Genomic DNA, 25,376 nt, shown 5'->3' with positions numbered 1-25,376 from the left:
TATGATACCAAGTTTTCTAGCCCTTGTCAAGATAAAAAGTTATTTTTTTGAAAAGTTTGTGTTTATATTTTGACTTGGTTTTCGAATCAAAAAGAGAGAATCAAGTTGATTCCCTCTCTATGTTAGTTTTTACTTATTTTCCCTGTAGGAAAGCTAGAATCTATTAAAAACTTCCTTTTTACGTGAACTTCCCCATCTTTCGATAAATAGAATTCCCACTAACAAAAGGATAATCAGGCAAGGAAGTAAGACCATTCCCATACTCCAATTCAGATTGACATTATCAATTTGCTTAGGTAATCTTCCAGATAAAATCTCCACTGAACGCAAGTAAGTAAAGGGAATCAGATGTGCAATCTTTTGGAGAGGCTGGATTGTTTGGATGCCAAACAATAAGCCAACAATCCCAATAAGTGACAGAAAGAGGACAGGCATTTTTTGCTTGAAAAAGTAAGTAATCAAATACACAACTTCCACAATGACGATAAAGGCTAAGAAAGCTAAGAACAAGCCAGGAAATAACACATCTTGTATCTTTCCAATAGTTACCTCTTGATTCACTAAGCTATAAATCGGGTAGGGATAATCTAACTGTCCAAAACCACTTGTCAGACTTCCCACTAGAAAAGAAAATCCGCTGATTCCGATAAACAGCACAGTTACATAACCCACTCCAACTCCAAGAGAGGATATTGCAAATTTCACTTTTGAAAAAGGATATAAGTGAGCTGTATCCAGATGATTTTGATATCTTTCTGCAAATAGTTGCGTTAGCATAAAAATAATAGCAACCACAAACAAGCTTGGAATGATAAGCTCTAAAATCCAGACAATCTGATCAATCCCGTGGGTCGGATAAACTAAATTGTGGGCTTTTATGTTCAAGGGATATAGGGCTTGGTAAGTCTTTCGTTCGCGGTCAACCGCCATTTTTAAGTCAGAACTAGAAGTCGGTTGCTTCGATACAATTTCATAACTCTTTTCCTCAGCTTGCCACTGCAAATAGTAGGCTTCTTTCCAGCGTCCTTCTCTTAACAAAGCCAGAATTTCTTTCTTTTGAGTCAAAAGATTTTTTTCCGATTCTAAATTAATTTTAGCAGTCTGGTATTCCTCCGAGTTGGTATCAGATATTTGGGAGAGTTTCTCTTCATATTCATTGATGACTCTCTCATCTTTTACAAGACGGGTTTTCAACTCGCTCTCCAAGCTAACGGAGTTTGCAGTCTGACTATTAAAATAAAAGGTAACACCGAGTCCAGATACAAATAAAGCTAAGATAATCCAGTTTAAGCGACTTTTGAAAACTTTTTTTAATAAAAATAGACTAATATCTTTCATAAACTAAACCTCTTCTATCTGCCCCTGATGAATGGTTACTACTCTATCGCAGACATCAAGCAACTCTTCCTTATAGTGGGAACTTAAAAGAACCAGCTGTTCTTGTCTATCGATTTGTGCCAGCCTATCAAAAAACTTCTGTCGATAATACTCATCTAAGCCATTTGTAATCTCATCCATAAGCCAGCATTTCGCCTGACTAAGGAAATACATGGCAATCACCAAGCGTTGCTTCATACCTAAGGAATACTTACGGATGGGAAGGCTGATATAGTCAGACATTTCCCAGTAATCAATTTCATCCCCCAAGTTCAGCCCTGACTTCCAGATGTTTTTGATAAGACGAAGGTAGTCCATCCCACTTAAGTTTCCATCCAGCCATTCAATACTCTCATAATAAAACAAAGAAGGAGGGGCTGCGATATTTCCACTAGTTATAGGAATTAAATTGCTAATGGCGCGGAACAGTGTCGTCTTTCCAGAGCCATTGATAGCAAGAATACCATAAATCCTACCCTTTTCAAATGTAAAATCAACATCTTGTAAAATGACTTGTCGCGTTTTTAAGGTCACATGAGTAAGATGCAACATACCTAGCCCTCCTTTTTGGATTAATAGCCTCCGCTGTAGTAGTTTAGTACCTCATAACAATCGTAATTCCAGCCAGAACCAACTTTATACTCTGAATAGCTGTCATAACGATACCATAACAGGGGATTAATATAGTCATATCTCTAGCAATTCATACTAGACTTATAGTAGGTATTCCAACCATACCGATAAGTTTTAAGAACGCTAACAGCAGATACACTGGACTAAAAAAGACCAATAGATCATAAACTAACTAATTAAACGGTTTTTGCTAATTTTTAATGGTTTTATATCACCGATATTGAAGACGCTTTCATTATATCGTTTTTATCATTATTATGCAATAGATTTTTAGTTTGTTTTACTAATATATAATATTTGTCTCCTTCCTACCGAACGCTTTCTATTTTCCAACTCCTCCACCCTTTAAAGCGTATAGCTCCTTGCTGGTCAGTTCGGTAAACTTTACTATTGATACCTTCCAGTCGAGTCAAGGTTTCCTGATGGGGGCGTTTCGTTCGATTGTTCTTTCCAACTGAAATGAGAGTAAACTCTGGTTTGAGCTGTTCTAGAAAGGCTGAACTTGATGATTTTTTAGAGCCATGTTGACTAGATTTCAAAACATCCACTTCTAGGTCAGGATATTGCCTCAGCAAGTCCCTCTCTCCTTTCTCCTCCAAATTTCCAGTGAAAAGAAAGTTTTTATCCAAGAGTTTTCCATACAAAACCAGGGTATCTTCATGACCTCCGTCTCCAATTTTCCTTGGAGATAGGACTTCTAACTGACTTCCAAAAATTGGCAAGTTCTCTCCTGCTGTCACACTGCGCACCTTGGTTTGAGTTGCCTGTAGTTCTGAAACAAATTCCTTTTGTTTCAGACTGCCTTTTGATACTAAAATCTCCCTTACATGGAAAGCCTTGGTCACCTCTAACAAATCTCCGACATGTTCCTTGTCCGTATTTGTCAAAATTAGCTGGTCAATCTTGGCTACTCCTCTACTTTTTAGATAAGGAATCAAGGTTCGCTGGGCATTGCTGGTCGTCGCCTTTTCTTGCCATTTTTCGATTTTCTTGCTAGATTCTGCCTTGCCACCGACATCTATGAGAATGATTTTACCAGTTACATCCCGTAGGAAAATACTTTCCCCTTGCCCAACATCCAGCATGGTGATTTCATTTTCCAGTGGATGCTTGGTCAAGAAAAAGAGACCTGTAATCAATAAGCTCAACACTGCTAGCCTTTTAATGTTTTTCCTCAAATCATAGACCAAAGCCAAGGAAATTAACAATAAGATTAAAATCCATGCATTGGGTTGTCCAAATACCAGAGGTCTACTTGCCACCTGTGATACCAAACGAATAATGCTTTCCAACCACTCAAAGAGAAAATTAAGCTGAATAACTGGATAGATAAAAGAAAGGGCAAATAAGATAGACAAGAGAGGTAAGAAGACCAAGTCAAATAGAAAGGAAAAGACAAAGGTCAAAAGGATGGACCATGGTTGAAATTCTGCAAAATAGAAGGATAAAATGGGTAATATACCCAAAGAAATGACAAGACTTTCTCTAGCAACAGCATGGAGCCCCTCGCCTTCTTTGCTAGTCATGGTCAAGATAAAAGCATAAGCGCAGGACAAGACTCCTCCTGCTGTCAAGAAAAAGTTGGGCATGACGATAAAGAGAACAAGCACAGTCAGGGCAAAATTATCCAAGCCCTTAACACCATGTTGAGCCAATAATTTTTGCAAGAGACTGCGAATGACCGATGCTGAAAATCCAGTTAGCCTCGCATAGATAAGGGAAAAGGGATAAGTCAACCACTTCAACTTTTCTTGGGTCAAGCCCAATCGCAAGAGAAGTTTCTTAAATCCGTCCATGAAAAAGCCTACCTGCATGCCCGACAAGGCAAAAAGATGGATAATTCCTAGACTAGAATAAAGCTCATTCATCTCCTCAAAGTCGGTGTCCAGATGTCCCAGCAAGAGCCCTGTCATGTAATTCCGCATAGGGTCTGGAAAATGTGTCTTAATCCAAACCACAGTCTTTCGGCGTAAACTGGATAGGTTTTCTCCTATATCCCAACTGCCAACCTTTTGAAGTGACTGAATTTTTTTGATATTGATAGTCTGGTAAATTCCCTGAGTCTTCAGATAGGCTTGGTAGTCAAAACCACCAAAATTTCTCTGCCCTTCTGGCTCCGAAAGTTTTCCTTCAAGTTCTATCTCATGAAGGTCTATTAAGGTTTGAAAGGCTTCTTTCTCCTCCTCGGACTGGAGTTTATAATAGACTTGAAAAATGCGTCCATCATGCTTACCACGAAAGGACAGACTATCACCATTGACCTTAATAGTGTCAGGCAAAATCCGCACCCTTTCAACAGAATCCGCCAAATTTTGACTCGCTTGACTCTGTTGCCAATTTTGAAACAGAAACCAGAAACCAAAGATTCCACAAATCACTAGAACTTTTCTAACAGACTTCCACGGAAATTGGATAAAGAGACAGACTAGCAGAAAAACGAAGCCTAACAGTGCGATATATGATGCTGAGAAAATGGCGTAATAAAGCCAGAGCAATAGAAAACTCAGATAGATTAGGGGAATGGGGAAATTCTTAATCCACTGTAACATAGTCTTTTAGCTTTTCTATGGTTTTTGCACCAATACCAGAAACCTTCTTAAGTTCATCAACCGACTTGAATTTCCCATTTGATTCACGATGGTCGATAATATCCTGAGCTCGTTTGCCACCCAGACCCTTGACCTGTTTAAGCTCTTCCAGACTGGCCTTGTTGAGATTGACCTTCTTTGCTTTACTTGTCGAAGAATCCGTCCCCGAACCAGTCTGTTGACTAGCTGCTTCTTCTCCCTTAGATGGAACGTAGACCAGAGCTTCATCACTAACTTTCTGAGCTAGATTGAGCGATTTGCTGTCTGCTTGCTCTGTCAGGCCACCTGCCTTCTGAACGGCATCATTTACTCGACTACCTACAGGCAAATCATAAATCCCTGGCGATTTAACAGCACCCTTCACATCTACTGTGATTAGGTCTTGTTCAAGAGGTTCTGCCTTTTCTTCCTTCTTCACTTCCTTTTCGGTTAATAAATCCTTGGAAACAGCTGCAACTTCTGCCTGCAAATTCGTTTCCTTGACAGGTGTTGGTGGAGCTGGCTTTAGCAGGAAAAATCCGCCGACAAGTAAACCTAGTCCAGTACAGATAACAATGATTTTATACTCTTTGATTTTCTCGATAATTGCTTCCATATTTTCTCCTCTCTTAGATTATTCGTAAGAGGAAGAAAAAACAGTTGAAAATTTCTTCTCAACTGCTTATTTATTTGCAAAATAGCCTTCCTTGGTCAATACATAATGAACTCTTGTAACGATACGACCTTTTTCATGCTGGTCCATACAAGCATAAGGTTCTTCGTGGGAGAAGCGCATACCTGATTTCTCCATTACCTTGCCTGACGCAGGATTATCCTTATCGTGAAGGGCAGTCAACTTATTCATCCCTATCTTCTCAAAAGCCAGTTCAATCACAGCACGATTGGCTTCTGTCGTTAATCCTTGATTCCAATACTTTTTATTGATAATGTAGCCAATAGCTGCCTTCTTAAGAACAGGATCAATCTTGTGCAAGTCAATGGTTCCAATAAACTGACCATTGCTTTTTAGTTCTATTCCCCAGCGTCCCAAGGGATTTGCCAAGTAGAACTGAGCAATGTTATTCTTGGTTTCTTCCAAGCTTTGATCGGTTGGAAAAGTGTAACGCGTGTTTTCTCTGTCCGAGGCATACTCAAACATGGCTTCTGCATCATCCAAGGATACAGGTCTAAGCAATAAACGCTCTGTCTCCACTATTGGATACTGGGCTAGTTTTAAAAAGATTGATTCCATACTTCTCCTCCATTTAAAAATATTTTCTACCAATATAGCATAAAAAAGAAGTTACAACAAGATGCGATGACATCGACTACCAAATAATTAATTCTAGAGAAGAGGGTTTTCTGATCTTTGGAAGCATTTCTAAATGTTTCTTAAGATCAATAATTACATAATTCAGAGTCCTACTGACAATGAAGATTCGTCATTTTTTCTTTCCTTTTTTGAAGCTAGTATTTACTTTTTGGGAACTATATATCAGTTTACACAAGACACAATATATAGTACTTACGAGAATATCAAAAAGGCGATTTCCAAGCGGAAATCGTCTTTTTCATGCTTATTTCAAAAATTCATACTCAAATAGGAATGGAACAATTTCAGAATTATAATATTCTTTTACCTTTGTTTTCAATGTATTCAAGTGTCCGTTTAATTCGGGATAGTTATAGATTGTCTTATCATTTTCATCTTTTTCAGATGTGTTAAGCTCATCAATAATCTGATATACTGAATACGTTAATTTAGAATTATAATTTTTCGTTTTCTTAGCTTCTGTTAGGACTTTTCCCCATTGTTCAAATAAATCAGTCTCTTTAGAACCTTGTTTCAATTTTGCTAAGTTGACTGTTGCTAGCGTATCTCCATTAGAGTTATCCAATGACAACTCATTTCGGTAGAATCGTCCATCAGAACCATATAAACTTCTCATGTGATTTTGCGTTTCAAGTGTTGTGAAGAGCAGAATTTTTAATAAGTCTTGTTCAATCTTGTTACTTGATACAGCTTTATTAAAACGTTCAGCGCCATCGGCAGATTTCATAATATTAGCACGCTGTGTCCAGTGACGATTATAAGTAATGTAGCGACTGGCGGCAAACATTGGGAGCTTTTCTAAGAAATTATCAGAACGAAGGAAAAAACCATTTCCATTATATCTACCCGCTATCAATAAGCTTGATTTAGCATCAGGATTATCAAATCCGACACTATCAGCAACTAAGTATCCAATGATATTTTTATTGTAACGTGGTTTTATTCTTAATTTTTGCCCCTCGGGTTCTAGACCATTTAGACCTGTATGGATTCCGTCAAATCTATCGTTGCTATCATTTCGTTTATCATAGTAACATTCACTGTATTTTGAATAAGTTTTTTCAATATTTAGATTGTCTTCTCGAATAATTCTTCCTTGCTTATCAATGTTATATGCTTCTAAAGCAAGGCATTCTTGAAAGAACTCTTCGTTACTCCAAAGAGCACACATAATCATTGCATCGATGTTAGTGTGAAAGTGTTTGCGGTTAAAGGCAAACCCACCTAAAAATTTTTGATTGACTAAATGTTGAGCTTTCCAGTATTTCACTGGACTATAGACAATATAAGAATCTGTTGGTTGGCGTAAATAATATTTGAAAGCAGACCAAATAAAAATATTTCCAAGGTCATTTGTTGCTGGACCTCTTACTTCTTTTTTCATTTCGTTTACTAAAAAGCTTTTTTTCCAAGCAGACGATGATTTACCTGAACCAGCTTTTTGATGTTCGATAGAAGTTGTTTCCGCATAAGGTGGATTTTCATACAAAATAATTGTTAATTTTGGATCGTTGATATAGTTTTGAATAATTTCATTATTGATATATTCCTCGCTAAGAGCATCCGCTCCTCGGACTAACCCCATATTAAAAGTATCTTCTTTTTCAGTTGGTGGAATAATGTTACGAACTTTGTCACCGAGTAACTCTAGCAGAACTTTATACTCATAGTATTCGACAGTTGACAATACGCAGTGACTTAATTCCTCATCACTCATTAATTTCTCTAAATTTCCAGTTCCGGCACATCTATCCAAAATAATATAATCATTTCCTTCTGGAACACGCTTAATAGCTTGTCGGACTAGCTCCAATGACTTTTGAACATAAGGTTCAGGAGTGTAGAAAGCTCCTAAGTTTTTCTTTTGTAAAGTATCATTGAGTTTATCCATCAAATAGTGAAATTGTGCATTAGTTTCACCGATATAGGGATTGATAAATTCTTTTAGTTTCTCAGGTTTCCGAATTTCACCAATAATTTTAACTTTACCAGTATGATCACCAATAAAATCAGACTTTTTAGCTCCTTTGTTTTCACGATAAAAACGTTCTGCCCAACCAACAATACAGTTTTCATCGATGTTAATTTTTGTATATTGCTTTGAACGTAGTAATTTAATAAGACGATCTTCGTCTAGTTGATTTTGACCGTATTCTAAAACTGCAAGAGGATTACCAGAAGAAAAACCAGAGGTTTTTACACTTGCACCACCAAAATATACTTTTTCGATATGTGTTAAATAGTCCTGACTATCAAAAACGTAGATTTTTTCATTCGTTAGCGACACAAGCAGAATGTTTTTGGGAATTTCTTTTCCTTTGATTCTCCGAGCAGATAGATATTTGATGGCTTGGAATAGAACAGTGTTAATATCATAGATAACAACTTTAAATTCAATCAGATTTCCATTTACAATACCATCTGTGTAATCCGTTAAAATATCATCTATTTTCAAAGTATTATCAACTAGAGGTAGATAATCTTGATAAAACTTGAGTTGTCCATCAACTTCGTTTGAGAAATGGTTATGCATATTGTAGCTCCCCATTTCTCTCTAAAGATAACTCAGAAAACTCAACATAAAAAGCCTTCTCACAAAAATGTGAAAATGCCTGTTTTAATGCTTGACAAAAAACACGTCCGATTACATAATCAGCGTGAGCTGTGAGCTGTGAGCTGTGAGCTGTGAGCTGTGAGCTGTGAGCTGTGAGCTGTGAGCTGTGATTGCGTTCATAATACTTAATTTCCTTTATTTTTGTTACTTCTATTATATCAAAATTTTGAAATACTGCGAAGAATTTAGACATTATTAAAAGAAGATTTCCGTTTGTAAGTCGCCTTTTTGATATTCTCGTAAGCACTATATCTTGTGTCTAGTATAAATTGATATATAGTTCCCGAAATCTAATTATCATATAAAAGAAAGAGCAATTCCACCTGAACTGCTCTTTTTTGCTACTCTGTTTCTTCTTGGTTTTCTTCACTCTCTTCTTTTTTAATTGGAGCTGGTTCATAAGCTCGAATAATCTGAGCGACAATTGGATGGCGAACCACATCCTTGGCTGAAAAATGAACAAAGTCAATCTGTTGAATGTTCTTGAGTTTCTCTTGAGCATCAATCAAACCGGACTTGACATTACGTGGTAGGTCAATCTGACTGATATCTCCATTGACAATCATCTTAGAATTAAAGCCTAAACGAGTCAAGAACATCTTCATCTGCATGATGGTCGTATTTTGCGCTTCATCGAGAATGACAAAGGCATCATCCAAGGTCCGTCCACGCATATAGGCAAGTGGCGCAATCTCGATAATTTCTCGCTCCATAAGACGAGTTGTTTGGTCTTTTCCCAGAATCTGATACAAGGCATCGTAAACAGGTCGAAGGTAAGGATCCACCTTCTCCTTAAGATCACCTGGAAGAAAACCTAGACTCTCTCCTGCCTCCACCGCTGGACGTGTCAATATAATCCGCTTAACCTGACCACGTTTAAGGGCAGTCACTGCCAAGGTCACTGCAAGAAAGGTCTTCCCTGTCCCTGCAGGCCCAATTCCAAAGGTCACATCGTGCTGTTTAACACTGTCCACATAAAGCTTTTGACCCAAGGTTTTGACGCGAATAGGCTTCCCTGTATTGTCCTTGATAATTTCTTCTTCATAAAGGGCGACAAACTTGTCAATTTCATCGTTTTTGACCATGCTAATCGCAGTCACCACATCTGGCGTGCCAACGGTCATCCCACGATTCACCAAGACCATGAGAGCCTGAATAACCTGACGAGCTTCCTCACAGGCAGCCTCTTCTCCCAAAACCTGCACAATCTCCGTACGGGCATGAATAACCACATCAAGCTCTTCTTCCATCAAACGAAGATGACGCTCATTGGAACCAAAAAGATGAAACAGGTCATCTGGATGACTCAGTTGAATGTCTATTGAATGTTCCTTCAAATAAAGAACCTCTCTAATCCTTTTATTTCTTTTTATTATAGCAAAGGGATGGAGAAATTACTAGCCCAAACCCAGTGAATCATGCTAGTGTTCTAAGTATTCTTGCCAAATAACGTCAAAGTCTCCTAGGTTAAAAGAGAAACTGGCATGTTCTTCCAAAAAGCGACTCACCTCATCAAAATCATCTGTATGTTTTGGAAAGGCTGATTCTTCAAAAGCGAGGTCTGCCAAGATAGCCTTGGGACTATTACTTTTAGGATTGCGCTCGGTCATGAGCCAAGTGTAAAATGATTTTCTCAATTCTTTCTCCTATCAAGACGTTTTTGATGAAACTTTTCTGATTTTTAAAAATTACTGGACTTAGCCTCTGACACATAGTGGTTTATAAAATCCGTTTTCGCATCAGTATAGGCGTCTCGATTGTGTTCAAATTGTTTCCACAAACTGAGTTTTAATTCCTGATACGCTTGGGCAATGTCTGGATGCTGGCAGAGATAATCTCTAAAATAAATCTCGTCATGATCTCCCGTCATTCGCAAATGTAAATGAAAAACTTTCTCAGCAAATCCCTGCTCTGTATATCCTTTATTTAGCGAAATCCTGTTAGGACTCTCCGACATCACTAGCCAATCATTCTTCACCAATAAATCCCTAACTCTTGCTAAATCCTCTATTCTACCTACTTCTAGCAGAATATCAACGATATTTTTGGCCCAAATATTAGGGATAGCAGTGCTACCGATATGTTCTATTCTTTTAATAACATTTGCACCCAATATTTTTTTAAGACTTGTTTTCTCCAATTCATACCAGTCTTTCCACTCTGACTTGTACTCTACTAGAAAAATAGGAAAAAGTTGCCAGAGTTCCTCTAAACTCATTTCTTCAAGTTTCTTTTTCATGTCTATAAGACCTAAATCAACTCTGTACCAAACTGGTCTTGCTTGATTTTGCCAGCCTTCATCAAACCACCGAGTGCTTTCTTGAACTGACCTTTAGAAATGCCAAAGGTTGCCTTGATGTCGTCTGGAGATGACTTATCATTTAAGGTCATGAAACCGCCATTACTTTCCAAGTAGGTCAAAATCATCTGGGCATCATTTTCCAACATTTCAAAAGAACGTGGTTTGAGGGATAGGTTCAAGGTACGGTCCACTTCGCGGAAACCAATGACACGCGCATCCAACACTTGACCCAAACGTGGCTCTGCATAGCGCTCGCTAGGATGGATAAAGCCAAGCATGTTATTTTCTGGCAGGTAAACAAAAGTTCCTGATAGCTTGAGACGGTATACAATGGCTGGCCAGTTTTGGTTCTGCATGTTGTTGTAAGCAGGACGAGCTAGACGTTGGAAGTCTTCTTGATAAGCCAAGAGTCCCCAGATGCGGTCTTTCTTGTCCACTTCAAGACGGATGTAGAGTTGGTCGCCCTTCTTAGGCCAGAGTTCCTTGAGCTCAGGGAGAATATCGAGTGACACAACGATTTCCTTGTCAGGAAGGCCTGTATCCACAAAGACACCCAAGTCTTTACGAACTTCCGTTACAGTTCCCCAACCAAATTGGTCCTGAGTGGCAGTCACTTCTAGAGTGGTCAGGCGGAGTTTTTGCTTCATATCCGTGTAGGCAAAACCTTTGACCGTATCCCCTACTGTATGTTGGCCTTCTTCCTTAGCAAGAGCATAGGTCTGGCCATCCTTTTGCACAAAGTAAAAACGGTCGTTTTCATCGATGATGAGTCCAACGATAAAACTTGCAAGATTTGTATTCATATTTCCTTCTTTCGAATAAAACTCAGCCAGCAATGCCAACTGAGTTTTTCTGTTTATTTTTAGACTTCCAAAAGTTCTTTTTCTTTATTGGCAGTCATGTCGTCGATGTGTTTGACAGCATCGTCTGTTACTTTTTGAATATCTTTTTCAAGAGTTTTCAATTCGTCTTCAGTGATTTCTTTTGCTTTTTCTTGTTTCTTAGCTTCGTCCATAGCATCACGACGGATATTTCGGACAGCCACTTTAGCATTTTCTCCGACCTTCTTCACTTCTTTAGCAAGGTCACGACGAGTTTCTTCTGTAAGAGCAGGGATAACCAAACGAATAACAGAACCGTCGTTAGCTGGTGTGATACCAAGATCAGAGGCATTCAAGGCACGTTCGATGTCTTTCAATGAAGACTTGTCAAATGGTGTCACCAACAAAACACGCGCTTCTGGAATCGTAATTGAAGCGATTTGGTTAAGAGGAGTTTCTACTCCGTAGTATTCTACATGTACACGGTCCAGCAAGCTTGCATTGGCACGACCAGCACGGATACCACCAAATTCACGAGCAAGTGATTGGTGAGACTGGGTCATTCTCTCTTTAGCTTTTTCAATAATTGCGTTAGCCATAATCTTTCTTATTCCTTTTCTTAGATATTATTTGAAACTGTTGTTCCGATATTTTCACCAAATACGACACGTTTGATGTTGCCTGGTTGGTTCATGTTGAAGACAACCAAGTCAATGTCGTTATCCATTGAGAGGGTTGAAGCTGTTGAGTCCATGATACGGAGACCTTTATTGATAACGTCACGGTGGGTCAATTCTTCAAATTTAACAGCTGTCTTGTCCTTCTTAGGATCGGCATTGTAAACACCATCTACGCCATTTTTAGCCATAAGGATAGCATCCGCTTCGATTTCAGCTGCACGAAGAGCCGCTGTTGTATCTGTTGAGAAGTAAGGTGAACCAATTCCAGCACCAAAAATAACGATACGGCCTTTTTCAAGATGACGAAGGGCACGTCCACGGACATAAGGCTCTGCCACTTGTTGCATGGCAATAGCTGTTTGCACACGTGTATCAACCCCAACTTGTTGCAATGAATCTGCCATCACAAGAGCATTCATAACAGTCCCAAGCATTCCTGTGTAATCTGCCTGAACGCGGTCCATACCTGCTTCTGCTGCAGGTTCTCCACGCCAGAGATTTCCTCCACCAATAACAAGGGCAATTTCGATACCTAAGCTATGAACTTCTTGAATCTCTTTTGCGATTGTTTGAACTGTTTGGATATCAATCCCTACGCCTCGTTCACCGGCAAGGGCTTCACCTGATAACTTGATTAAAATACGTTTATACTTGGGATTCGCCATTTTCACTCTCCTTTTTTTATCCTACCTATTTTATCACAATTTCTAAGATTTTTATAGTATCATGAGCAATTCTTTCAAAAAAATTAGACAGTTAAAAATTCCTCTAAGTCACTGAGGGCACGCTCAGCAATTTTTTCATAACGAGCCTTCTTATCACGAATACGTTCGCCTTCTAACTCCTTGATAATTCCGAAATTGACATTCATTGGTTGGAAATGTTTGCTGTCCGCATGGGTGATGTAATGAGCCAGACTTCCAATCGCTGTTGTTTCTGGGAAAATAGCCTCACTTTCTCCCTTGAAAAGACGAGCCGCGTTAATTCCCGCAACTAATCCTGACGCTGCTGATTCAACATAGCCTTCCACACCCGTCATCTGACCAGCAAAGAAGAGGTTTGGTTGTTTCTTAGAACGATAGGTCTGCTCCAGAAGATTTGGTGAATCCATGTAAGAATTGCGGTGCATAACACCATAACGAACAAACTCCGCATTTTCAAGACCTGGAATCATTTGAAAGACTCGCTTTTGCTCTCCCCATTTGAGGTGGGTCTGGAAACCAACGATATTGTAGAGGCTACCAGCCGCATTATCCTGACGAAGCTGGACCACCGCATAAGGTGTTTTGAAGTCTCCATCACGAGGTCCTGTGTAGTCATCTGGATACTCCAGACCGACTGGTTTCATAGGACCATAAAGCATGGTTTTAATGCCACGTTTTGCCATGACTTCGATAGGCATACAGCCTTCAAAATACTTTTCTTTTTCGAAAGAATTAAGCGGAGCTTCTTCCGCATTGACTAAGGCTTCATGGAAATCCATAAATTCTTGCTTGGTCATTGGAGCGTTGAGATAAGCGGCTTCTCCCTTATCATAACGAGACTTGAGATAGACCTTGCTCATATCGATGGTATTGACGTCGATAATAGGCGCTGCCGCATCGTAGAAATAGAAACCATCGCCATCATTAAGGGCATGAATCTTTTCAGCCAAAGCATCACTGGTCAAGGGACCAGTCGCCACAACTGTAATAACATCTGTCGGCAATTCTGTAATTTCATCACGAACCACTTCAATCAAGGGGTGGTTGGCAACTTTTTCGGTTACCATTTGGGAGAAACCTTCACGGTCCACTGCAAGAGCTCCACCTGCAGGAACACGGGTTACTTCAGCAGATTCTAAGATAACAGAACCCAAGCGACGCATTTCTTCCTTGAGAAGACCAACTGCATTTGTCAAAGCATCCCCACGCAAAGAATTGGAACAAACCAACTCTGCAAAATTGTCTGTTTTGTGCTGGGGTGTTGACTTGACACCACGCATTTCATAGAGTTTAACTGGAATACCACGTTCTGCGATTTGGTAGGCTGCTTCAGAACCTGCCAAACCAGCACCGATAACATTGATATAAGATTGAGACACGACACTAATACCTCTTTGGGAGTGTGAAGACAAGCTTCACATTGAAAAAGCCAATCAAACTTAAGAGTTTTCGAATTTCTTAGCTCAGGCTGAAAAAGTCCACAGGACTTACTTCGCTCTCGAGTTTCTTGGCTCAGGCTGAAAAAGTCCACAGGACTTACTTCGCTTTCGAATTTCCTGGCTCAGGCTGAAAAAGTCCACAGGACTTACTTCGCTTTCGAATTTCCTGACTCAGGCTGAAAAAGTCCACAGGACTTTCCTCGCTCTCGAATTTCTTGGCTCAGGCTGAAAAAGTCCCCCGGACTTTTTCACTCCCACAAATCTTTCTATTTTTTTCTTCTACTAGTATAACAAAAAAAGGGAAGAAGGCAAACTTCCCTGTTTAGTCATTTTCTTGATTTTCTTCCCATTCGTGGTAGGCAGCGTAAAGCTGGCTTTTATTCCACTGGTAAATCTTTGCTACTTCCTTAATGGCTTGATTTTTCTTCATACCATGTTGGATGCGGGCTTGGATTTCTAAGAACAAGTCCTCCTCATCTTTTTCCTCCACATCTTGGCTGGCACCTTCAACAATGAGAAGGCATTCGCCCTTGAGTGGCGTTGCAGCGACACTTTCCAGCAATTCAGAAATGGTACCTCTTTGGTATTCTTCATAGATTTTGGTCAATTCTCTAACCAAGACCACCGAGCGGTCACCATAGACTTCTAGCATATTTTCCAACGTATCTGCCACACGATGGGGCGATTCATAGAAAATCTGAGTTTCAGGATAGTCTTTTTTCGAGTCGAAAAATTGCTTTTGCTGGCCTGATTTTCTCGGTAAAAAGCCGTAAAAGATATGTGGCTGTGGCGCTAAACCACTGGCAATCAAGGCAGAAATTCCTGCAGAGGCACCTGGAACTGTGATAACAGCAATATCTTCCTCAATGGCTGCCTTAACCAAATCATGACCAGGGTCTGAGATGCTAGGCAGACCCGCGTCGGATACCTGAGCAATGCTTTGTCCTGCTTTCAGGAAACCAATCAAATCAGGAATCTTTTCCTTGGCATTGTGCTCATGAAAACTGATTTGCTTGGTAGAAATGTCAAAATGCTTGAGCAATAGACCTGTATTGCGCGTGTCCTCAGCAGCAATCCAGTCCACTTCTTTCAAGGTCTGAATAGCTCGAAAGGTCATATCATCTAGATTGCCAATCGGCGTTGCCACTAGGTACAGCTTGCCATAGGGAGACTGCCCCTTAAAACTTTTTTGAATCTGCATGCCTACTCCCTGTATAACAACTCGTCACAGAACATACATTCCTCATCCTGCTCTCGACGTTGTCCATAAAAATCATTACAAACGTGAAATCCATCCCGGTAAATGCGACGGACACTTTCACGAACATGCTTAGCCTTGACAGGAGCATCTGCTTCCACCTCACCCAAGCGTTCGCGCAACTTACTATTTTCCAAGCGAAGAGCTGTATTTTCCTCTACCAGGCTCTTGAGATTTTTCTTGATGGCTTCCACATCGGCCAAGGTTACCAATAACTGTTGGGAAAAATCATCTAGCGCGTCAAATAATTCTTTTTTGTCCATAAACCAGCCCTTTCCTTTCTTTATCATTCATTTTTGAGTTTATATTTCTTTCAAGACCAGATATTCCATGGCATTTTGAAAGCTGACATTAGCCTGCCACATTCTTCTAGCTTCTAACAAATCTTGTAAAATCATTCGTACTCTTGCTTGCAGGAGGTCCTGCCCACAGAGGACTTCAAGAATCCGTAAAACCTGATCTTGTTTTTCCTTGTCATCTACCAAGCTAGCTAATTTGGCTACTTGAAGATAACTTTCTTTTTTCTTAGCTACTAACCAAGTCAGCAGGCGTTCACTTTCATCAACCAAGGTCCAAAAACTTGCCTGATTAGCTAACTTTTCTGCTTCAGCTCGCGATTGACTAAACTGAGCTAGGAGAGTTGCTTTTTTCTTGACCAGACCTGCTTGTTCTAATTGATGGATAAGTTTTTCTTCTTGCTTTTTAAAGTGAAAAATTTGCGTCCGACTTCGGATTGTCGGTAAAATCTTTTCCTCATCGCTAGTCAAGAAGAAAATATAAACCTCACTCTGGGGTTCTTCGATGACCTTGAGCAGAGAATTAGTTGCATTAGGATGCATTTTCTCAGCTTGCTCGATAATAAAGACCTGTTGTTGGCTTTCAATCCCTGCTTGGGAAAACTGACCCACCAATTCTCGAATGCGTTCTGTCTTAATAACCTGATTGACTGGCTTAATCAAGGTGACATCGGGAAATTCTTCCTGTTCTATCAGCTTGCAATTTCGGCATTTCTCACATGGTAAAACGCCTACTTTATCCGTACAAAAGAGGCTCTTAGCTAAAAATTGAGCCATTTCCAAGCTTCCAAAGAAACCTGAAAAGAGGTAGGCATGATTGAGCTGGTCTTGTTCTAGGATACGGACAAAGCGGTCAAACTGATCTGGTTGCCAAGCCTTTAGTTGATCTTGTTTCATTTGGCCAAGCCCATTCTGTCAAACAAGACAGTCTCGGTATTTTCCACAACCTCCTCCAATGGAAGGCTAGCATCAATCTTGACAATGCGATTTTCTTCTTTTTCCAGGAGAGCAAGATAGCCTTTACGGACTTTTTTATGCAAGTCCAACCCTTCCAAGTCCAAACGATTGACCTCGCGATTGCTATTAGCAGCAATGCGAGCCAGTCCTTCTTCCACCTCGATGTCAAAATAGAGTGTCAAATCAGGTTTAAGGCCATCTGTCGCAAACTGATTGAGCCAGTCAATGGCGTCAATATCTAAGCCACGACCAAATCCCTGATAGGCAACAGAACTATCGATGAAGCGGTCCATAATGACCAACTTACCAGCTTCAAGTGCTGGAAGAACTTTTTCCACCAAGTGCTGTCTGCGACTAGCAATATAGAGAAGGAGCTCTGTTTTAGAATCCATCTGAGTATGACTTGGATCCAAAATCACTTGACGAATCTTCTCCCCGATTAAGACTCCACCAGGTTCACGAGTCGTCAGCACTTCTACCCCTTTTTTCTCTAAAATTGGGAGCATAGCCTCTAAAACACTGGTCTTTCCTGCTCCCTCTGGTCCCTCAAGAGAGACTAAAAATCCTTTTGACATGTCTAACTCATTTCTTTTTTACTACTTCTATTCTATCAAAAAAATGAGGGTTTGTGACAATCTTTTTTTCTTCTCATTTCAACCACCATAAAAGAGGCAGATAAAACTACCTCTTATTTACCTAATTCTTGTGTTCGTTTGTAGGCTTGACCAACTGCATCCATGACTGTTCCTCGAAAAGCATGTGCTTCTAGGCTTGCTACACCAGCGATAGTCGAACCGCCTGGGCTACAGACTTGGTCTTTCAATACTCCAGGATGCTCTTGGGTTTCTAGGACCAATTGACCAGCTCCTACCACAGTTTGAGCTGCCATTTTCAATGCTATTTCTCGTGGTAATCCTGTCTGAACACCTGCATCTGCCAAGGCCTCAATAAAGAGATAGACAAAGGCTGGTCCACACCCTGCAAGACCTGTCGCTGCATCGATTAAGCCTTCCCCAAGTTCAACCAAGAGACCAGCCTTAGTTAAAAGCTGACAAAAGAGCTCACTGTCCTCAGCCCTGCAATTAGAAGACAAGGCATAACTAATCACTCCTTGTCCGATAGAAGCAGGGGTATTAGGCATCATACGAATAATTCGGTGTTGACTTGGGATAAGACTAGCAAGTTTTTCTAATGTCAATCCAGCTGCCATCGAAATCAAAAGAAGACTTTCTCTTTTTTCAAGGATGGTCTGGTATTGAGAAAGCAAGTCTGAGAACTGAGCAGGCTTCACTCCTAGAAAAATCACATCTGCTTCTGCGAAAATTTCTTCATTGCTAGAAGCCTGACCACCAAAGTCTGCAATGAAAGCATCCACCTTGGCTTGACTACGATTGGCAAGGAGAAGGTCATCACCCGTCTTAGCCTGCAAAACAGCCTTGGCTAAACTAGCTCCCATATTCCCCAAACCGATAAATCCAATCTTCATCTCTTACTCCCTTATCTGTCCGTCACCAGTAACCACATACTTGTAGCTAGTCAACTCCTTCAAGCCCATTGGACCACGCGCGTGCAATTTCTGAGTAGAAATCCCCATTTCACAACCCAGACCAAATTGGCCACCATCGGTAAAACGAGTTGAGGCATTGATATAAACCGCTGCAGAGTCCACTTGATCTGTAAAGTAAGCTGCAGCTTCAGCATTTTCCGTCACAATAGCATCCGAATGATGGGTACTGTGAGCCTCAATATGGGCAACCGCTTCTTCTAAACTGCTCACAACCTTAATAGCTAATACATAGTCTAAGAACTCGGTGTCAAAGTCTTGGGCCTCAGCTGCGTGACCTGAAACAAACTGACTTGCTTTTTCATCCAAGCGGAATTGAATTGGTTCCAGTCCAGCTTCTTTTCGATCTGCAACTAGCACTTTCTCCAAACGAGGAAGGAAGCTTGCTGCTTTGTCTTCATGAACCAGCAGAACCTCCATGGCATTACAAACAGAAGGACGACTGGTTTTAGCATTGTTGATGATAGACAGTGCCTTGTCTTCGTCTGCATCCTTATCCACATAGACATGGACAATCCCAGTTCCTGTCTCGATAACAGGTACGATAGCATTTTCAACCACAGCATTGATCAAACCAGCTCCTCCACGAGGAATGAGAAGGTCTAGATAGCCCTTTGCCTTCATCATGGCATAGCTGCTTTCACGGCTGGTATCTTCCACTAGTTGAATCACATCTGGATGAATAGTAGTCGTCTCCAAGCCCTTCTTCAAAGCTGTGACAATGGCATAGGCTGTTTGATAGGCATCCTTACCACTACGAAGAACAACTGCATTTCCACTTTTAAGAGCCAAAGCAGCCGCATCAGACGTCACATTTGGACGGCTTTCATAGATAATACCGATAACCCCCATAGCCACCCGTTTCTTTGTGATAACCAAACCATTTTCAAGCTGATTGGTTTCTAAAACTTCACCGATTGGATCTGGTAAAGCAACCACTTCACGAATCCCAGTTGCCATCGCTTCTATACGACTTGCATCCAAATAAAGACGATCCAGCATCACATCTGAGATTTTACCCTTGGCCACTTCCATATCGAGGGCATTTGCCACTAAAATCTCCTCAGTAGCTGCTAATAAGTGATCAGCCATGGCTAGCAAGGCTTGGTTTTTCACCTCTTCACTAGCTGTGTTGATCGATTTTTTAACAGCCTGTACCTGTTCAAATTGTTCTTGTGTACTTACCATAGTTTACCTCTAAAATTCTGTAAAGAGTAGTTGGATTTCAGGAGTAATGGAAATCCAGTCATCACGGTGAATCAAGACTCCCTTGGCTTTTTGAGAACGCAACATATCCTCCAAAGCAGATGCACCAAATTGCACACGCCCTTTTCCAAGTGATTTTCCACTTTCCTTGTCAAATACTGTCACGATATCACCGTAAGAAAAGGCTCCTTCTGCGTCAACAATACCAGATAAAAGGAGACTCTTGCCATGTTGAGAGAGAGCTTCTGCAGCACCTTTATCAACCCAAATAGAACCTTGACTCTGAGCATAAAAGGCCAGCCATTGTTTCTGGGTACGAAGTCCCTTCTCTTGAGCAACAAAGTAGGAACCATCCTTGGTCTCCTCAGCTGCCTCAATCATGGCATCTGACTTCAAGGATGAGCAGATATAAACAGGAACTCCTGATTCTGTCGCAATAGTGGCAGCTTTGATTTTTGTTAGCATGCCCCCAGTTCCGTTTGAAGAGCCAGCTCCACCGGCCATATCAATAATCTCACGATTGATAGTCTCGATTTTCTCCAAGCGTTTGGCTCTTGGGTCTGAATTAGGATTTCCAGTATAGAGACCGTCTACGTCTGTCAAGAGGACCAAAAGGTCTGCTTGGACCATGGCTGCTACCTGAGCACTTAGAGTGTCATTGTCCCCGACCTTGAGCTCATCAATAACGACACTGTCATTCTCATTGATAATAGGAATCGCGCCACGGTTGAGTAAAACCGACAAAGCCTGATGGGCATTTTTATAACGGCGCTTATCCACAAAATCATCCTGAGTCAGCAAAATTTGTGCAGAAACGATTTGGCGCAAGAGAAGATTGGTCGTGTATTCTTCCAACAAAAGTCCTTGTCCTACCGCTGCTGAAGCCTGTTTATCAGCAATCTTAGTCGGACGCTTTTTAAATCCTAAGGCCCCAAAACCAGCCGCAATGGCACCTGACGACACCAAAATCAATTCATGACCAGCCTCGTGCAGCATAGCCAACTGTTGGGTAATAGCTTTTACTTTACTACGTGATAAACTTCCATCCTCATTCGTCAGAGAAGAAGTCCCCACCTTAAAGACAATCCGTTTGAATTTCATAGTCTCACTCCGATTCTTCATATTTATCCATTATAACATGAATGGCAGGAAATAGAAAAGAGTTGATAGGAAAAAGGTCGAGACAAGTCATCTCAACCTTTTATCAAATCTAATTCTTTCTCAATCTCTCCAAGGTTTCCTTAAAAATCTCTGGGATATCTGCTGTAAATTCCAAGGTCTCACCTGTTCGTGGATGCGTAAATCCTAGAGTCTTGGCATGAAGAAATTGTCCATGTCCTTTCAAAGTCTTGCGAGGACCATATACTTCATCCCCAGCGACTGGATGGCCAATATAAGCCATGTGAACACGGATTTGATGGGTGCGGCCTGTTTCCAACTGCAGCTCCACTAAACTATAATCACCAAAGCGTTCCAAGACTTGAAAACGTGTCACTGCAGGCTTCCCTTTAGCAGTCACAGCCTGTTTCTTACGGTCTTTTTCACTACGGCCAATCGGAGCTTCAATGACACCACGATCATTAGGCAGATTTCCATGAACAATCGCCCAATATTTGCGGAGAGACTTTTTATCCTTCAGTTCTTGGGCAAGTGCTAGATGCGCCTCATCGTTTTTAGCAATCATGAGAAGGCCTGACGTATCCTTATCAATACGGTGAACAATTCCTGGACGCAGAACCCCATTGATACCCGACAAGTCCTTGATATGGTACATGAGGGCATTTACCAGAGTTCCACAAGTATGACCAGCACTCGGATGCACAACCATCCCCTGAGGTTTGTTAACGACAGCCACATCCTCATCTTGGTAGATGATTTCTAACGGAAGATTCTCAGCCACATACTCTAAGACCTCCGGCTCTGGCACATGGTAAGTGACGACATCGCCCTCTTGGACAGTGTATTTAGCTTTCTTGACTTGACCATTGACCAAGACCTGGCCTGATTTGATTTGTTCATTCGCGAGACTACGTGATAATTCTGTCAAATCTGACAAAGCCTTATCCAAACGCAGGCCACCAGTTTCAATTTTAATTTCCATTTATTTCCTCTTTTAGCATTGCAATCAATAAAATAATCACTCCAACCGTCAGATAGCTATCTGCCACATTGAAAATTGCAAAATTGATAAAGTCCACATGAAACATATCCACAACAAAGCCCTGACTCACCCTGTCAATAAAATTTCCAAGACCACCTGCAATGATCAAAGTCAAACCCAAGACCATCCAAAGTGAGTCCTCCATGTGTTTATGTAGATACCAGATGGCACCTACCACGACAACCAGAGTAATGACAGCAAATAACAACTGCTGATCTTGTAAGATAGAAAAGGCTGCCCCTCGATTTTGCAGATAGGTCAAGCTAACGAAATTGGGAATCCAAGAGCGAACCTCACCCAATGGAATCTGCTGGACGATATAGGATTTGACTAACTGATCCAGCCCAATCAAAAGCAGTACAATGACTGCCACTATTCCTCTTTTTTTCATGATTTCCTCTTTTGATCAAAATATTCTTGCATGACTTCTACGAAGAGAGTCCCAGCTTGACTAAGTTCCACTTCCTCACGTTTGACATAGACCATGCGATTATCTAGGTTATCCTTGAGGCGAATAACTGTAATGCCATTGACACTATCACTATCTAAAAATCCAGAACCTGTCGCATAGGCGTCCGTCCGCTCCAAAATACCATTCAAAGTAGCACGGTCTGTCACATTGAACATCTGTGAGCTCGCACTGGTATCAACAAAATTCTCTGAATAATAAAGGTACTCGTCTTTCTCTTGAGTAAAACGAACCGTTGGTAAATCAGCTAAATCCTCCATGACCAATTCCTCTTTCTGGGCTAAAGGATGCCCTTCACGAAGATAAATATGGGTATGAAAGGGAATCAATTCAATGACCTCAAGGCCTAGCTTTTCAACCCGTTGCATGATCCCCTTTTTATTTTGATTGTTGAGGTAGATAATTCCAATCTCACTATGCCCCTGAGCTACTTCATCAAGTATTTGAACTGTAGTAGACTCAAAAATACGGAAATTTTTGTAATCAGGATAGCGCTCTGAAAAGGCCGTAATGGTTGGTGGCAAGAAGTCATAGTGCTGACTGGCAATGGAAAATTCATCCTTTTCTTCCTCAGGATTAGCATACTGATTTTGAAAAATATCAAATCCTTTAACCAATTCTTGCGCTTTTTCATAGAATTCCATACCACGACGAGTCAAGAAAGTCCCTGAGCTGGTCCGACGGAAAATCTTAAAACCCAACTCTTTTTCCAAATCACGAACAGAAATGGACAGACTCGGCTGACTAACATACATCTTCTCAGCAGCTTCACGAAAAGTACCACTATTGGCAATGGCAACAACATAGCGTAATTGTTGAATGTTCATCTTCTACCCCCAACTTCTTTATCTTTTCATTATACCATATTTTAGAAGTTTTCCATCGAAGAAAAATAATGTCACTCATAAAATTCATCTACACTAAAAACGAAAAAAATCATGGGTATCAAAACAAAAAAAGAGGCTCTCCGAAAACTCGGAAAGCCTTATTTTAAGCTGTTTCTAGCTTCCTCGCCTTTATACTTCAAGGCTCGGCATAAAAAGGTTCACTGGACCTTTTTATTTAGCGATTGGGTAAACAGAAACTTGTTTTTTATCGCGTCCTTTACGTTCAAAGCGTACTACGCCTTCAACTTTAGCGAACAAAGTATCGTCTCCACCACGACCAACGTTTACACCTGGATAGATGTGTGTACCACGTTGACGGTAAAGGATTGATCCACCTGTTACAGTTTGTCCGTCAGCTGCTTTAGCTCCAAGACGTTTCGCTTGTGAATCACGTCCGTTTGATGTAGAACCTCCACCTTTTTTGTGGGCGAAAAGTTGCAAGTTGTTAAGAGTCATTTTTAACATAATGTTTTCCTCCGTGTTAGTTTTCTGTGATAACTCTGGTTTGGACGAACTCAGAAGAGTTCTCCGATAAGTTTGCCATACCTAAGAAAAATGATTCAAAGAATAACTGGGTCATTTCTCTCTGGTGTGAAGGAAGATCTTTTGGAATTTCAACCATCAGATAGCCACCTTCATCTTCGTTTAATTCTAGGATTGGTTCATAGCCTGCAAATTTCTCAATAGAATTGATAAAGTTAATGGCAAGCGTAGAAACCGATGCACACACGACATCTAAGCCGTATTCGCCACTCTCGGCGTGTCCAGTAATTTCCGCACTCCTCAGCTCGCCATCTTCGGCTCTCTCAAAGACTGCTTGTATCATGTGTTCTCCTTAAAATTAAGCGTTGATTGCGTTGATGACAACTTTTGTATATGGTTGACGGTGACCTTGTTTACGATGGCTACCTTTTTTAGGTTTGTACTTGTAAGTAACAACTTTCTTTTGTTTTCCTTGTTTTTCAACAGTTCCAACTACAGTAGCTCCAGCAACAAGTGGAGTTCCGACAACAGTGTTTTCACCACCAACAAGAACAACTTCGTTAAAAGTAACTTCTTGACCAGCTTCAACGTTCAATTTTTCAACGTAAACTGCTTGACCAACTTCAACTTTAACTTGTTTTCCGCCAGTTTTGATAATTGCGTATGTGCTCATTATGCACCTCCTATGATTTTTATGGGTTTCCCCGAATTTTTTGTGAAGACTCGCCTAGTATCGTGGGACGAACCACTTAAACTTGAATAATCAAGCAACGATGTTCGTGCGGTTGCACAGGATTGTGCATAGTCAACTCTTCAAGTATAGCATATCTCCTATTTTCTTACAAGTAATAACACCTAAAATGAAGCTTTTTCTTTTACTTTTTTTCGCCAAGAGGCAAAAAGCATGCTGAGGTAAAAGATGCTCATCATAATAGGAACACCAAGAATGGTCTTTTCATGATAGAAAATCGTCAAATAGGCTGAAAAGACAACGCCAAGGACAAAACTACTAAGCAGGCTAACAAATATGAATCCTTCACGTAAAAATGGTGTGTGCTTGGTCCTAAAATAATCTCCAAAAGCTAGCATGGTCCGTTTGATATTCCCTGTCATAAAAGCGTTATTATAGGCAATACCCGACACTTCTCCAAAAGCAGTTGTCACCAATCCCATACAGAAGGCCAAGGGCGGTACTAGATAGATATTATCTACAGTCTGCGGCACAAAACCAATAATGATTGATAAGATTGCTAAAGGAAGCAATGACAGAATGGGCTTTTTCACAATTCTCAATTTTTCCTTATAAACAGTTAATAAAAAGACCCCCATCATAAAAGCTAGCAAGGTCATTACTTTCGCACTGGCATCTGACACATTCTGTTGAATGAGTCCCACTGAAAGAAAGACTACATTCCCAGTTTGTCCAGCTACAAGAGTATTCCCTCGCACAATAAACGTATAGGCATCTACATATCCTGCACAAAAAGTCAAAAAAAGCGCTAGCCTCTTAGACTGACGTGATATTTTTCTTATAGGTAATAACCTCATTTTCCCTCCCATTTCATTTACTCATCTCATTATTGTACCACTTTCTTTGGAAAAGACCTAGTAGCTTATTTGAAATT

Annotated in this window: 27 protein-coding genes, 1 pseudogene and 1 other annotated feature; of the genes and pseudogenes, 1 reads left to right on the top strand and 27 read right to left on the bottom strand. The window is 40.6% G+C overall.

What is annotated here, in order from left to right:
- Positions 1–153: 153 nt before the first annotated feature.
- From FJN11_RS03765 to FJN11_RS03655, 23 genes are all read right to left on the bottom strand, one after another.
- The gene (locus FJN11_RS03765) at positions 154–1,338 is read right to left on the bottom strand and encodes a hypothetical protein (protein WP_140224098.1); all 1,185 of its coding nucleotides are present in this window, start codon (positions 1,336–1,338) and stop codon (positions 154–156) included.
- 3 nt (positions 1,339–1,341) lie between these two features.
- Positions 1,342–1,929: an ABC transporter ATP-binding protein gene (locus FJN11_RS03760; RefSeq protein WP_042751335.1), complete on the bottom strand. Its 588-nt coding sequence runs from the start codon at positions 1,927–1,929 to the stop codon at positions 1,342–1,344.
- A gap of 389 nt (positions 1,930–2,318) precedes the next feature.
- Positions 2,319–4,559, bottom strand: a complete 2,241-nt coding sequence (locus tag FJN11_RS03755) for a DNA internalization-related competence protein ComEC/Rec2 (protein WP_140224097.1) — start codon at positions 4,557–4,559, stop codon at positions 2,319–2,321.
- Positions 4,543–5,193, bottom strand: a complete 651-nt coding sequence (locus tag FJN11_RS03750) for a helix-hairpin-helix domain-containing protein (RefSeq protein WP_140224096.1) — start codon at positions 5,191–5,193, stop codon at positions 4,543–4,545. Before FJN11_RS03750 ends, FJN11_RS03755 begins: the two co-directional genes overlap by 17 nt.
- 66 nt (positions 5,194–5,259) lie before the next feature.
- Positions 5,260–5,829: a GNAT family N-acetyltransferase gene (locus FJN11_RS03745; protein ID WP_140224095.1), complete on the bottom strand. Its 570-nt coding sequence runs from the start codon at positions 5,827–5,829 to the stop codon at positions 5,260–5,262.
- A 325-nt stretch (positions 5,830–6,154) separates the two neighbouring features.
- On the bottom strand, positions 6,155–8,458 hold the full coding sequence (locus FJN11_RS03740) for a hypothetical protein (protein WP_246039356.1): 2,304 nt from the start codon (positions 8,456–8,458) through the stop codon (positions 6,155–6,157).
- A 407-nt stretch (positions 8,459–8,865) separates the two neighbouring features.
- On the bottom strand, positions 8,866–9,861 hold the full coding sequence (locus FJN11_RS03735) for a PhoH family protein (RefSeq protein WP_049488669.1): 996 nt from the start codon (positions 9,859–9,861) through the stop codon (positions 8,866–8,868).
- Between the two features lie 84 nt (positions 9,862–9,945).
- Positions 9,946–10,161, bottom strand: coding sequence for a YozE family protein (locus tag FJN11_RS03730; protein ID WP_049488667.1), 216 nt, complete (start codon positions 10,159–10,161; stop codon positions 9,946–9,948).
- A gap of 44 nt (positions 10,162–10,205) precedes the next feature.
- A complete protein-coding gene (locus tag FJN11_RS03725; RefSeq protein ID WP_140224094.1) occupies positions 10,206–10,763 on the bottom strand; it encodes a GrpB family protein in 558 nt (185 codons plus the stop codon).
- An 11-nt stretch (positions 10,764–10,774) separates the two neighbouring features.
- Positions 10,775–11,629 carry an RNA-binding virulence regulatory protein CvfB gene (gene cvfB, locus FJN11_RS03720; protein ID WP_001095459.1) on the bottom strand — a complete coding sequence of 285 codons (855 nt, stop codon included), beginning with the start codon at positions 11,627–11,629 and terminating at the stop codon, positions 10,775–10,777.
- Positions 11,630–11,688: 59 nt separating this feature from the next.
- On the bottom strand, positions 11,689–12,246 hold the full coding sequence (gene frr / locus FJN11_RS03715) for a ribosome recycling factor (RefSeq protein ID WP_001262225.1): 558 nt from the start codon (positions 12,244–12,246) through the stop codon (positions 11,689–11,691).
- 20 nt (positions 12,247–12,266) lie between these two features.
- Complete coding sequence (gene pyrH / locus FJN11_RS03710; protein WP_000002995.1) at positions 12,267–12,992, bottom strand: UMP kinase; 726 nt, start codon at positions 12,990–12,992, stop codon at positions 12,267–12,269.
- Between the two features lie 83 nt (positions 12,993–13,075).
- Entirely contained in the window at positions 13,076–14,410 is a 1,335-nt protein-coding gene (gene trmFO, locus FJN11_RS03705) for a methylenetetrahydrofolate--tRNA-(uracil(54)-C(5))-methyltransferase (FADH(2)-oxidizing) TrmFO (RefSeq protein ID WP_042751347.1), read from the bottom strand.
- A gap of 382 nt (positions 14,411–14,792) precedes the next feature.
- A complete protein-coding gene (gene rsmI / locus FJN11_RS03700; RefSeq protein WP_140224093.1) occupies positions 14,793–15,671 on the bottom strand; it encodes a 16S rRNA (cytidine(1402)-2'-O)-methyltransferase in 879 nt (292 codons plus the stop codon).
- Positions 15,672–15,673: 2 nt separating this feature from the next.
- Positions 15,674–15,991: a DNA replication initiation control protein YabA gene (yabA, locus tag FJN11_RS03695; protein ID WP_000358228.1), complete on the bottom strand. Its 318-nt coding sequence runs from the start codon at positions 15,989–15,991 to the stop codon at positions 15,674–15,676.
- 39 nt (positions 15,992–16,030) lie between these two features.
- Entirely contained in the window at positions 16,031–16,921 is an 891-nt protein-coding gene (locus FJN11_RS03690; RefSeq protein WP_140224092.1) for a DNA polymerase III subunit delta', read from the bottom strand.
- Positions 16,918–17,556 carry a dTMP kinase gene (gene tmk / locus FJN11_RS03685; protein WP_140224091.1) on the bottom strand — a complete coding sequence of 213 codons (639 nt, stop codon included), beginning with the start codon at positions 17,554–17,556 and terminating at the stop codon, positions 16,918–16,920. Before tmk ends, FJN11_RS03690 begins: the two co-directional genes overlap by 4 nt.
- A gap of 113 nt (positions 17,557–17,669) precedes the next feature.
- Entirely contained in the window at positions 17,670–18,467 is a 798-nt protein-coding gene (proC, locus tag FJN11_RS03680; RefSeq protein ID WP_140224090.1) for a pyrroline-5-carboxylate reductase, read from the bottom strand.
- Positions 18,468–18,470: 3 nt separating this feature from the next.
- Entirely contained in the window at positions 18,471–19,733 is a 1,263-nt protein-coding gene (locus tag FJN11_RS03675) for a glutamate-5-semialdehyde dehydrogenase (RefSeq protein ID WP_140224089.1), read from the bottom strand.
- Positions 19,734–19,742: 9 nt separating this feature from the next.
- Positions 19,743–20,852, bottom strand: coding sequence for a glutamate 5-kinase (gene proB / locus FJN11_RS03670; protein ID WP_219853207.1), 1,110 nt, complete (start codon positions 20,850–20,852; stop codon positions 19,743–19,745).
- Between the two features lie 109 nt (positions 20,853–20,961).
- On the bottom strand, positions 20,962–21,852 hold the full coding sequence (locus FJN11_RS03665) for an RluA family pseudouridine synthase (RefSeq protein ID WP_140224087.1): 891 nt from the start codon (positions 21,850–21,852) through the stop codon (positions 20,962–20,964).
- Positions 21,842–22,303 carry a signal peptidase II gene (gene lspA / locus FJN11_RS03660; protein WP_004261384.1) on the bottom strand — a complete coding sequence of 154 codons (462 nt, stop codon included), beginning with the start codon at positions 22,301–22,303 and terminating at the stop codon, positions 21,842–21,844. The genes FJN11_RS03665 and lspA overlap by 11 nt, the downstream gene beginning before the upstream one ends.
- Entirely contained in the window at positions 22,300–23,208 is a 909-nt protein-coding gene (locus FJN11_RS03655) for a LysR family transcriptional regulator (protein WP_001025693.1), read from the bottom strand. Before FJN11_RS03655 ends, lspA begins: the two co-directional genes overlap by 4 nt.
- Between FJN11_RS03655 and FJN11_RS10805 the strand changes: the two are divergent.
- Positions 23,201–23,272, top strand: a pseudogene (locus FJN11_RS10805) (AraC family transcriptional regulator); the annotation flags it as partial. The gene FJN11_RS03655 and the pseudogene FJN11_RS10805 sit on opposite strands and share 8 nt — an antisense overlap.
- A 167-nt stretch (positions 23,273–23,439) precedes the next feature.
- Here the strand turns inward: FJN11_RS10805 and rpmA are convergent.
- The 4 genes from rpmA to FJN11_RS03635 form a co-directional block, all read right to left on the bottom strand.
- Positions 23,440–23,733, bottom strand: a complete 294-nt coding sequence (gene rpmA, locus FJN11_RS03650; protein WP_000916509.1) for a 50S ribosomal protein L27 — start codon at positions 23,731–23,733, stop codon at positions 23,440–23,442.
- Positions 23,734–23,749: 16 nt separating this feature from the next.
- Positions 23,750–24,094 carry a ribosomal-processing cysteine protease Prp gene (locus FJN11_RS03645; protein WP_000613699.1) on the bottom strand — a complete coding sequence of 115 codons (345 nt, stop codon included), beginning with the start codon at positions 24,092–24,094 and terminating at the stop codon, positions 23,750–23,752.
- 15 nt (positions 24,095–24,109) lie between these two features.
- Positions 24,110–24,424, bottom strand: a complete 315-nt coding sequence (gene rplU / locus FJN11_RS03640) for a 50S ribosomal protein L21 (protein ID WP_000109141.1) — start codon at positions 24,422–24,424, stop codon at positions 24,110–24,112.
- 36 nt (positions 24,425–24,460) lie between these two features.
- Positions 24,461–24,548: a sequence feature (ribosomal protein L21 leader region), on the bottom strand.
- 58 nt (positions 24,549–24,606) lie between these two features.
- Positions 24,607–25,311, bottom strand: a complete 705-nt coding sequence (locus tag FJN11_RS03635; protein ID WP_080976078.1) for a YoaK family protein — start codon at positions 25,309–25,311, stop codon at positions 24,607–24,609.
- Positions 25,312–25,376 lie beyond the last annotated feature (65 nt).

This window comes from Streptococcus symci, assembly GCF_006385165.1.
GTDB classification, from domain to species: Bacteria; Bacillota; Bacilli; order Lactobacillales; family Streptococcaceae; genus Streptococcus; species Streptococcus symci.
Note: the sequence above shows the minus strand (reverse complement) of the source record. Positions and strands in the feature narration are given on the sequence as shown.

What these genes read in the sequence shown, in the direction of transcription:
- FJN11_RS03765 (WP_140224098.1), bottom strand. Translation starts at nt 1,338, where the DNA reads ATGAAAGATATTAGTCTATTTTTATTAAAAAAAGTTTTCAAAAGTCGC.
- FJN11_RS03760 (WP_042751335.1), bottom strand. Translation starts at nt 1,929, where the DNA reads ATGTTGCATCTTACTCATGTGACCTTAAAAACGCGACAAGTCATTTTA.
- FJN11_RS03755 (WP_140224097.1), bottom strand. Translation starts at nt 4,559, where the DNA reads ATGTTACAGTGGATTAAGAATTTCCCCATTCCCCTAATCTATCTGAGT.
- FJN11_RS03750 (WP_140224096.1), bottom strand. Translation starts at nt 5,193, where the DNA reads ATGGAAGCAATTATCGAGAAAATCAAAGAGTATAAAATCATTGTTATC.
- FJN11_RS03745 (WP_140224095.1), bottom strand. Translation starts at nt 5,829, where the DNA reads ATGGAATCAATCTTTTTAAAACTAGCCCAGTATCCAATAGTGGAGACA.
- FJN11_RS03740 (WP_246039356.1), bottom strand. Translation starts at nt 8,458, where the DNA reads ATGGGGAGCTACAATATGCATAACCATTTCTCAAACGAAGTTGATGGA.
- FJN11_RS03725 (WP_140224094.1), bottom strand. Translation starts at nt 10,763, where the DNA reads ATGAAAAAGAAACTTGAAGAAATGAGTTTAGAGGAACTCTGGCAACTT.
- cvfB (WP_001095459.1), bottom strand. Translation starts at nt 11,629, where the DNA reads ATGAATACAAATCTTGCAAGTTTTATCGTTGGACTCATCATCGATGAA.
- frr (WP_001262225.1), bottom strand. Translation starts at nt 12,246, where the DNA reads ATGGCTAACGCAATTATTGAAAAAGCTAAAGAGAGAATGACCCAGTCT.
- pyrH (WP_000002995.1), bottom strand. Translation starts at nt 12,992, where the DNA reads ATGGCGAATCCCAAGTATAAACGTATTTTAATCAAGTTATCAGGTGAA.
- rsmI (WP_140224093.1), bottom strand. Translation starts at nt 15,671, where the DNA reads ATGCAGATTCAAAAAAGTTTTAAGGGGCAGTCTCCCTATGGCAAGCTG.
- yabA (WP_000358228.1), bottom strand. Translation starts at nt 15,991, where the DNA reads ATGGACAAAAAAGAATTATTTGACGCGCTAGATGATTTTTCCCAACAG.
- FJN11_RS03690 (WP_140224092.1), bottom strand. Translation starts at nt 16,921, where the DNA reads ATGAAACAAGATCAACTAAAGGCTTGGCAACCAGATCAGTTTGACCGC.
- tmk (WP_140224091.1), bottom strand. Translation starts at nt 17,556, where the DNA reads ATGTCAAAAGGATTTTTAGTCTCTCTTGAGGGACCAGAGGGAGCAGGA.
- proC (WP_140224090.1), bottom strand. Translation starts at nt 18,467, where the DNA reads ATGAAGATTGGATTTATCGGTTTGGGGAATATGGGAGCTAGTTTAGCC.
- FJN11_RS03675 (WP_140224089.1), bottom strand. Translation starts at nt 19,733, where the DNA reads ATGGTAAGTACACAAGAACAATTTGAACAGGTACAGGCTGTTAAAAAA.
- proB (WP_219853207.1), bottom strand. Translation starts at nt 20,852, where the DNA reads ATGAAATTCAAACGGATTGTCTTTAAGGTGGGGACTTCTTCTCTGACG.
- FJN11_RS03665 (WP_140224087.1), bottom strand. Translation starts at nt 21,852, where the DNA reads ATGGAAATTAAAATTGAAACTGGTGGCCTGCGTTTGGATAAGGCTTTG.
- lspA (WP_004261384.1), bottom strand. Translation starts at nt 22,303, where the DNA reads ATGAAAAAAAGAGGAATAGTGGCAGTCATTGTACTGCTTTTGATTGGG.
- FJN11_RS03655 (WP_001025693.1), bottom strand. Translation starts at nt 23,208, where the DNA reads ATGAACATTCAACAATTACGCTATGTTGTTGCCATTGCCAATAGTGGT.
- rpmA (WP_000916509.1), bottom strand. Translation starts at nt 23,733, where the DNA reads ATGTTAAAAATGACTCTTAACAACTTGCAACTTTTCGCCCACAAAAAA.
- FJN11_RS03645 (WP_000613699.1), bottom strand. Translation starts at nt 24,094, where the DNA reads ATGATACAAGCAGTCTTTGAGAGAGCCGAAGATGGCGAGCTGAGGAGT.
- rplU (WP_000109141.1), bottom strand. Translation starts at nt 24,424, where the DNA reads ATGAGCACATACGCAATTATCAAAACTGGCGGAAAACAAGTTAAAGTT.
- FJN11_RS03635 (WP_080976078.1), bottom strand. Translation starts at nt 25,311, where the DNA reads ATGGGAGGGAAAATGAGGTTATTACCTATAAGAAAAATATCACGTCAG.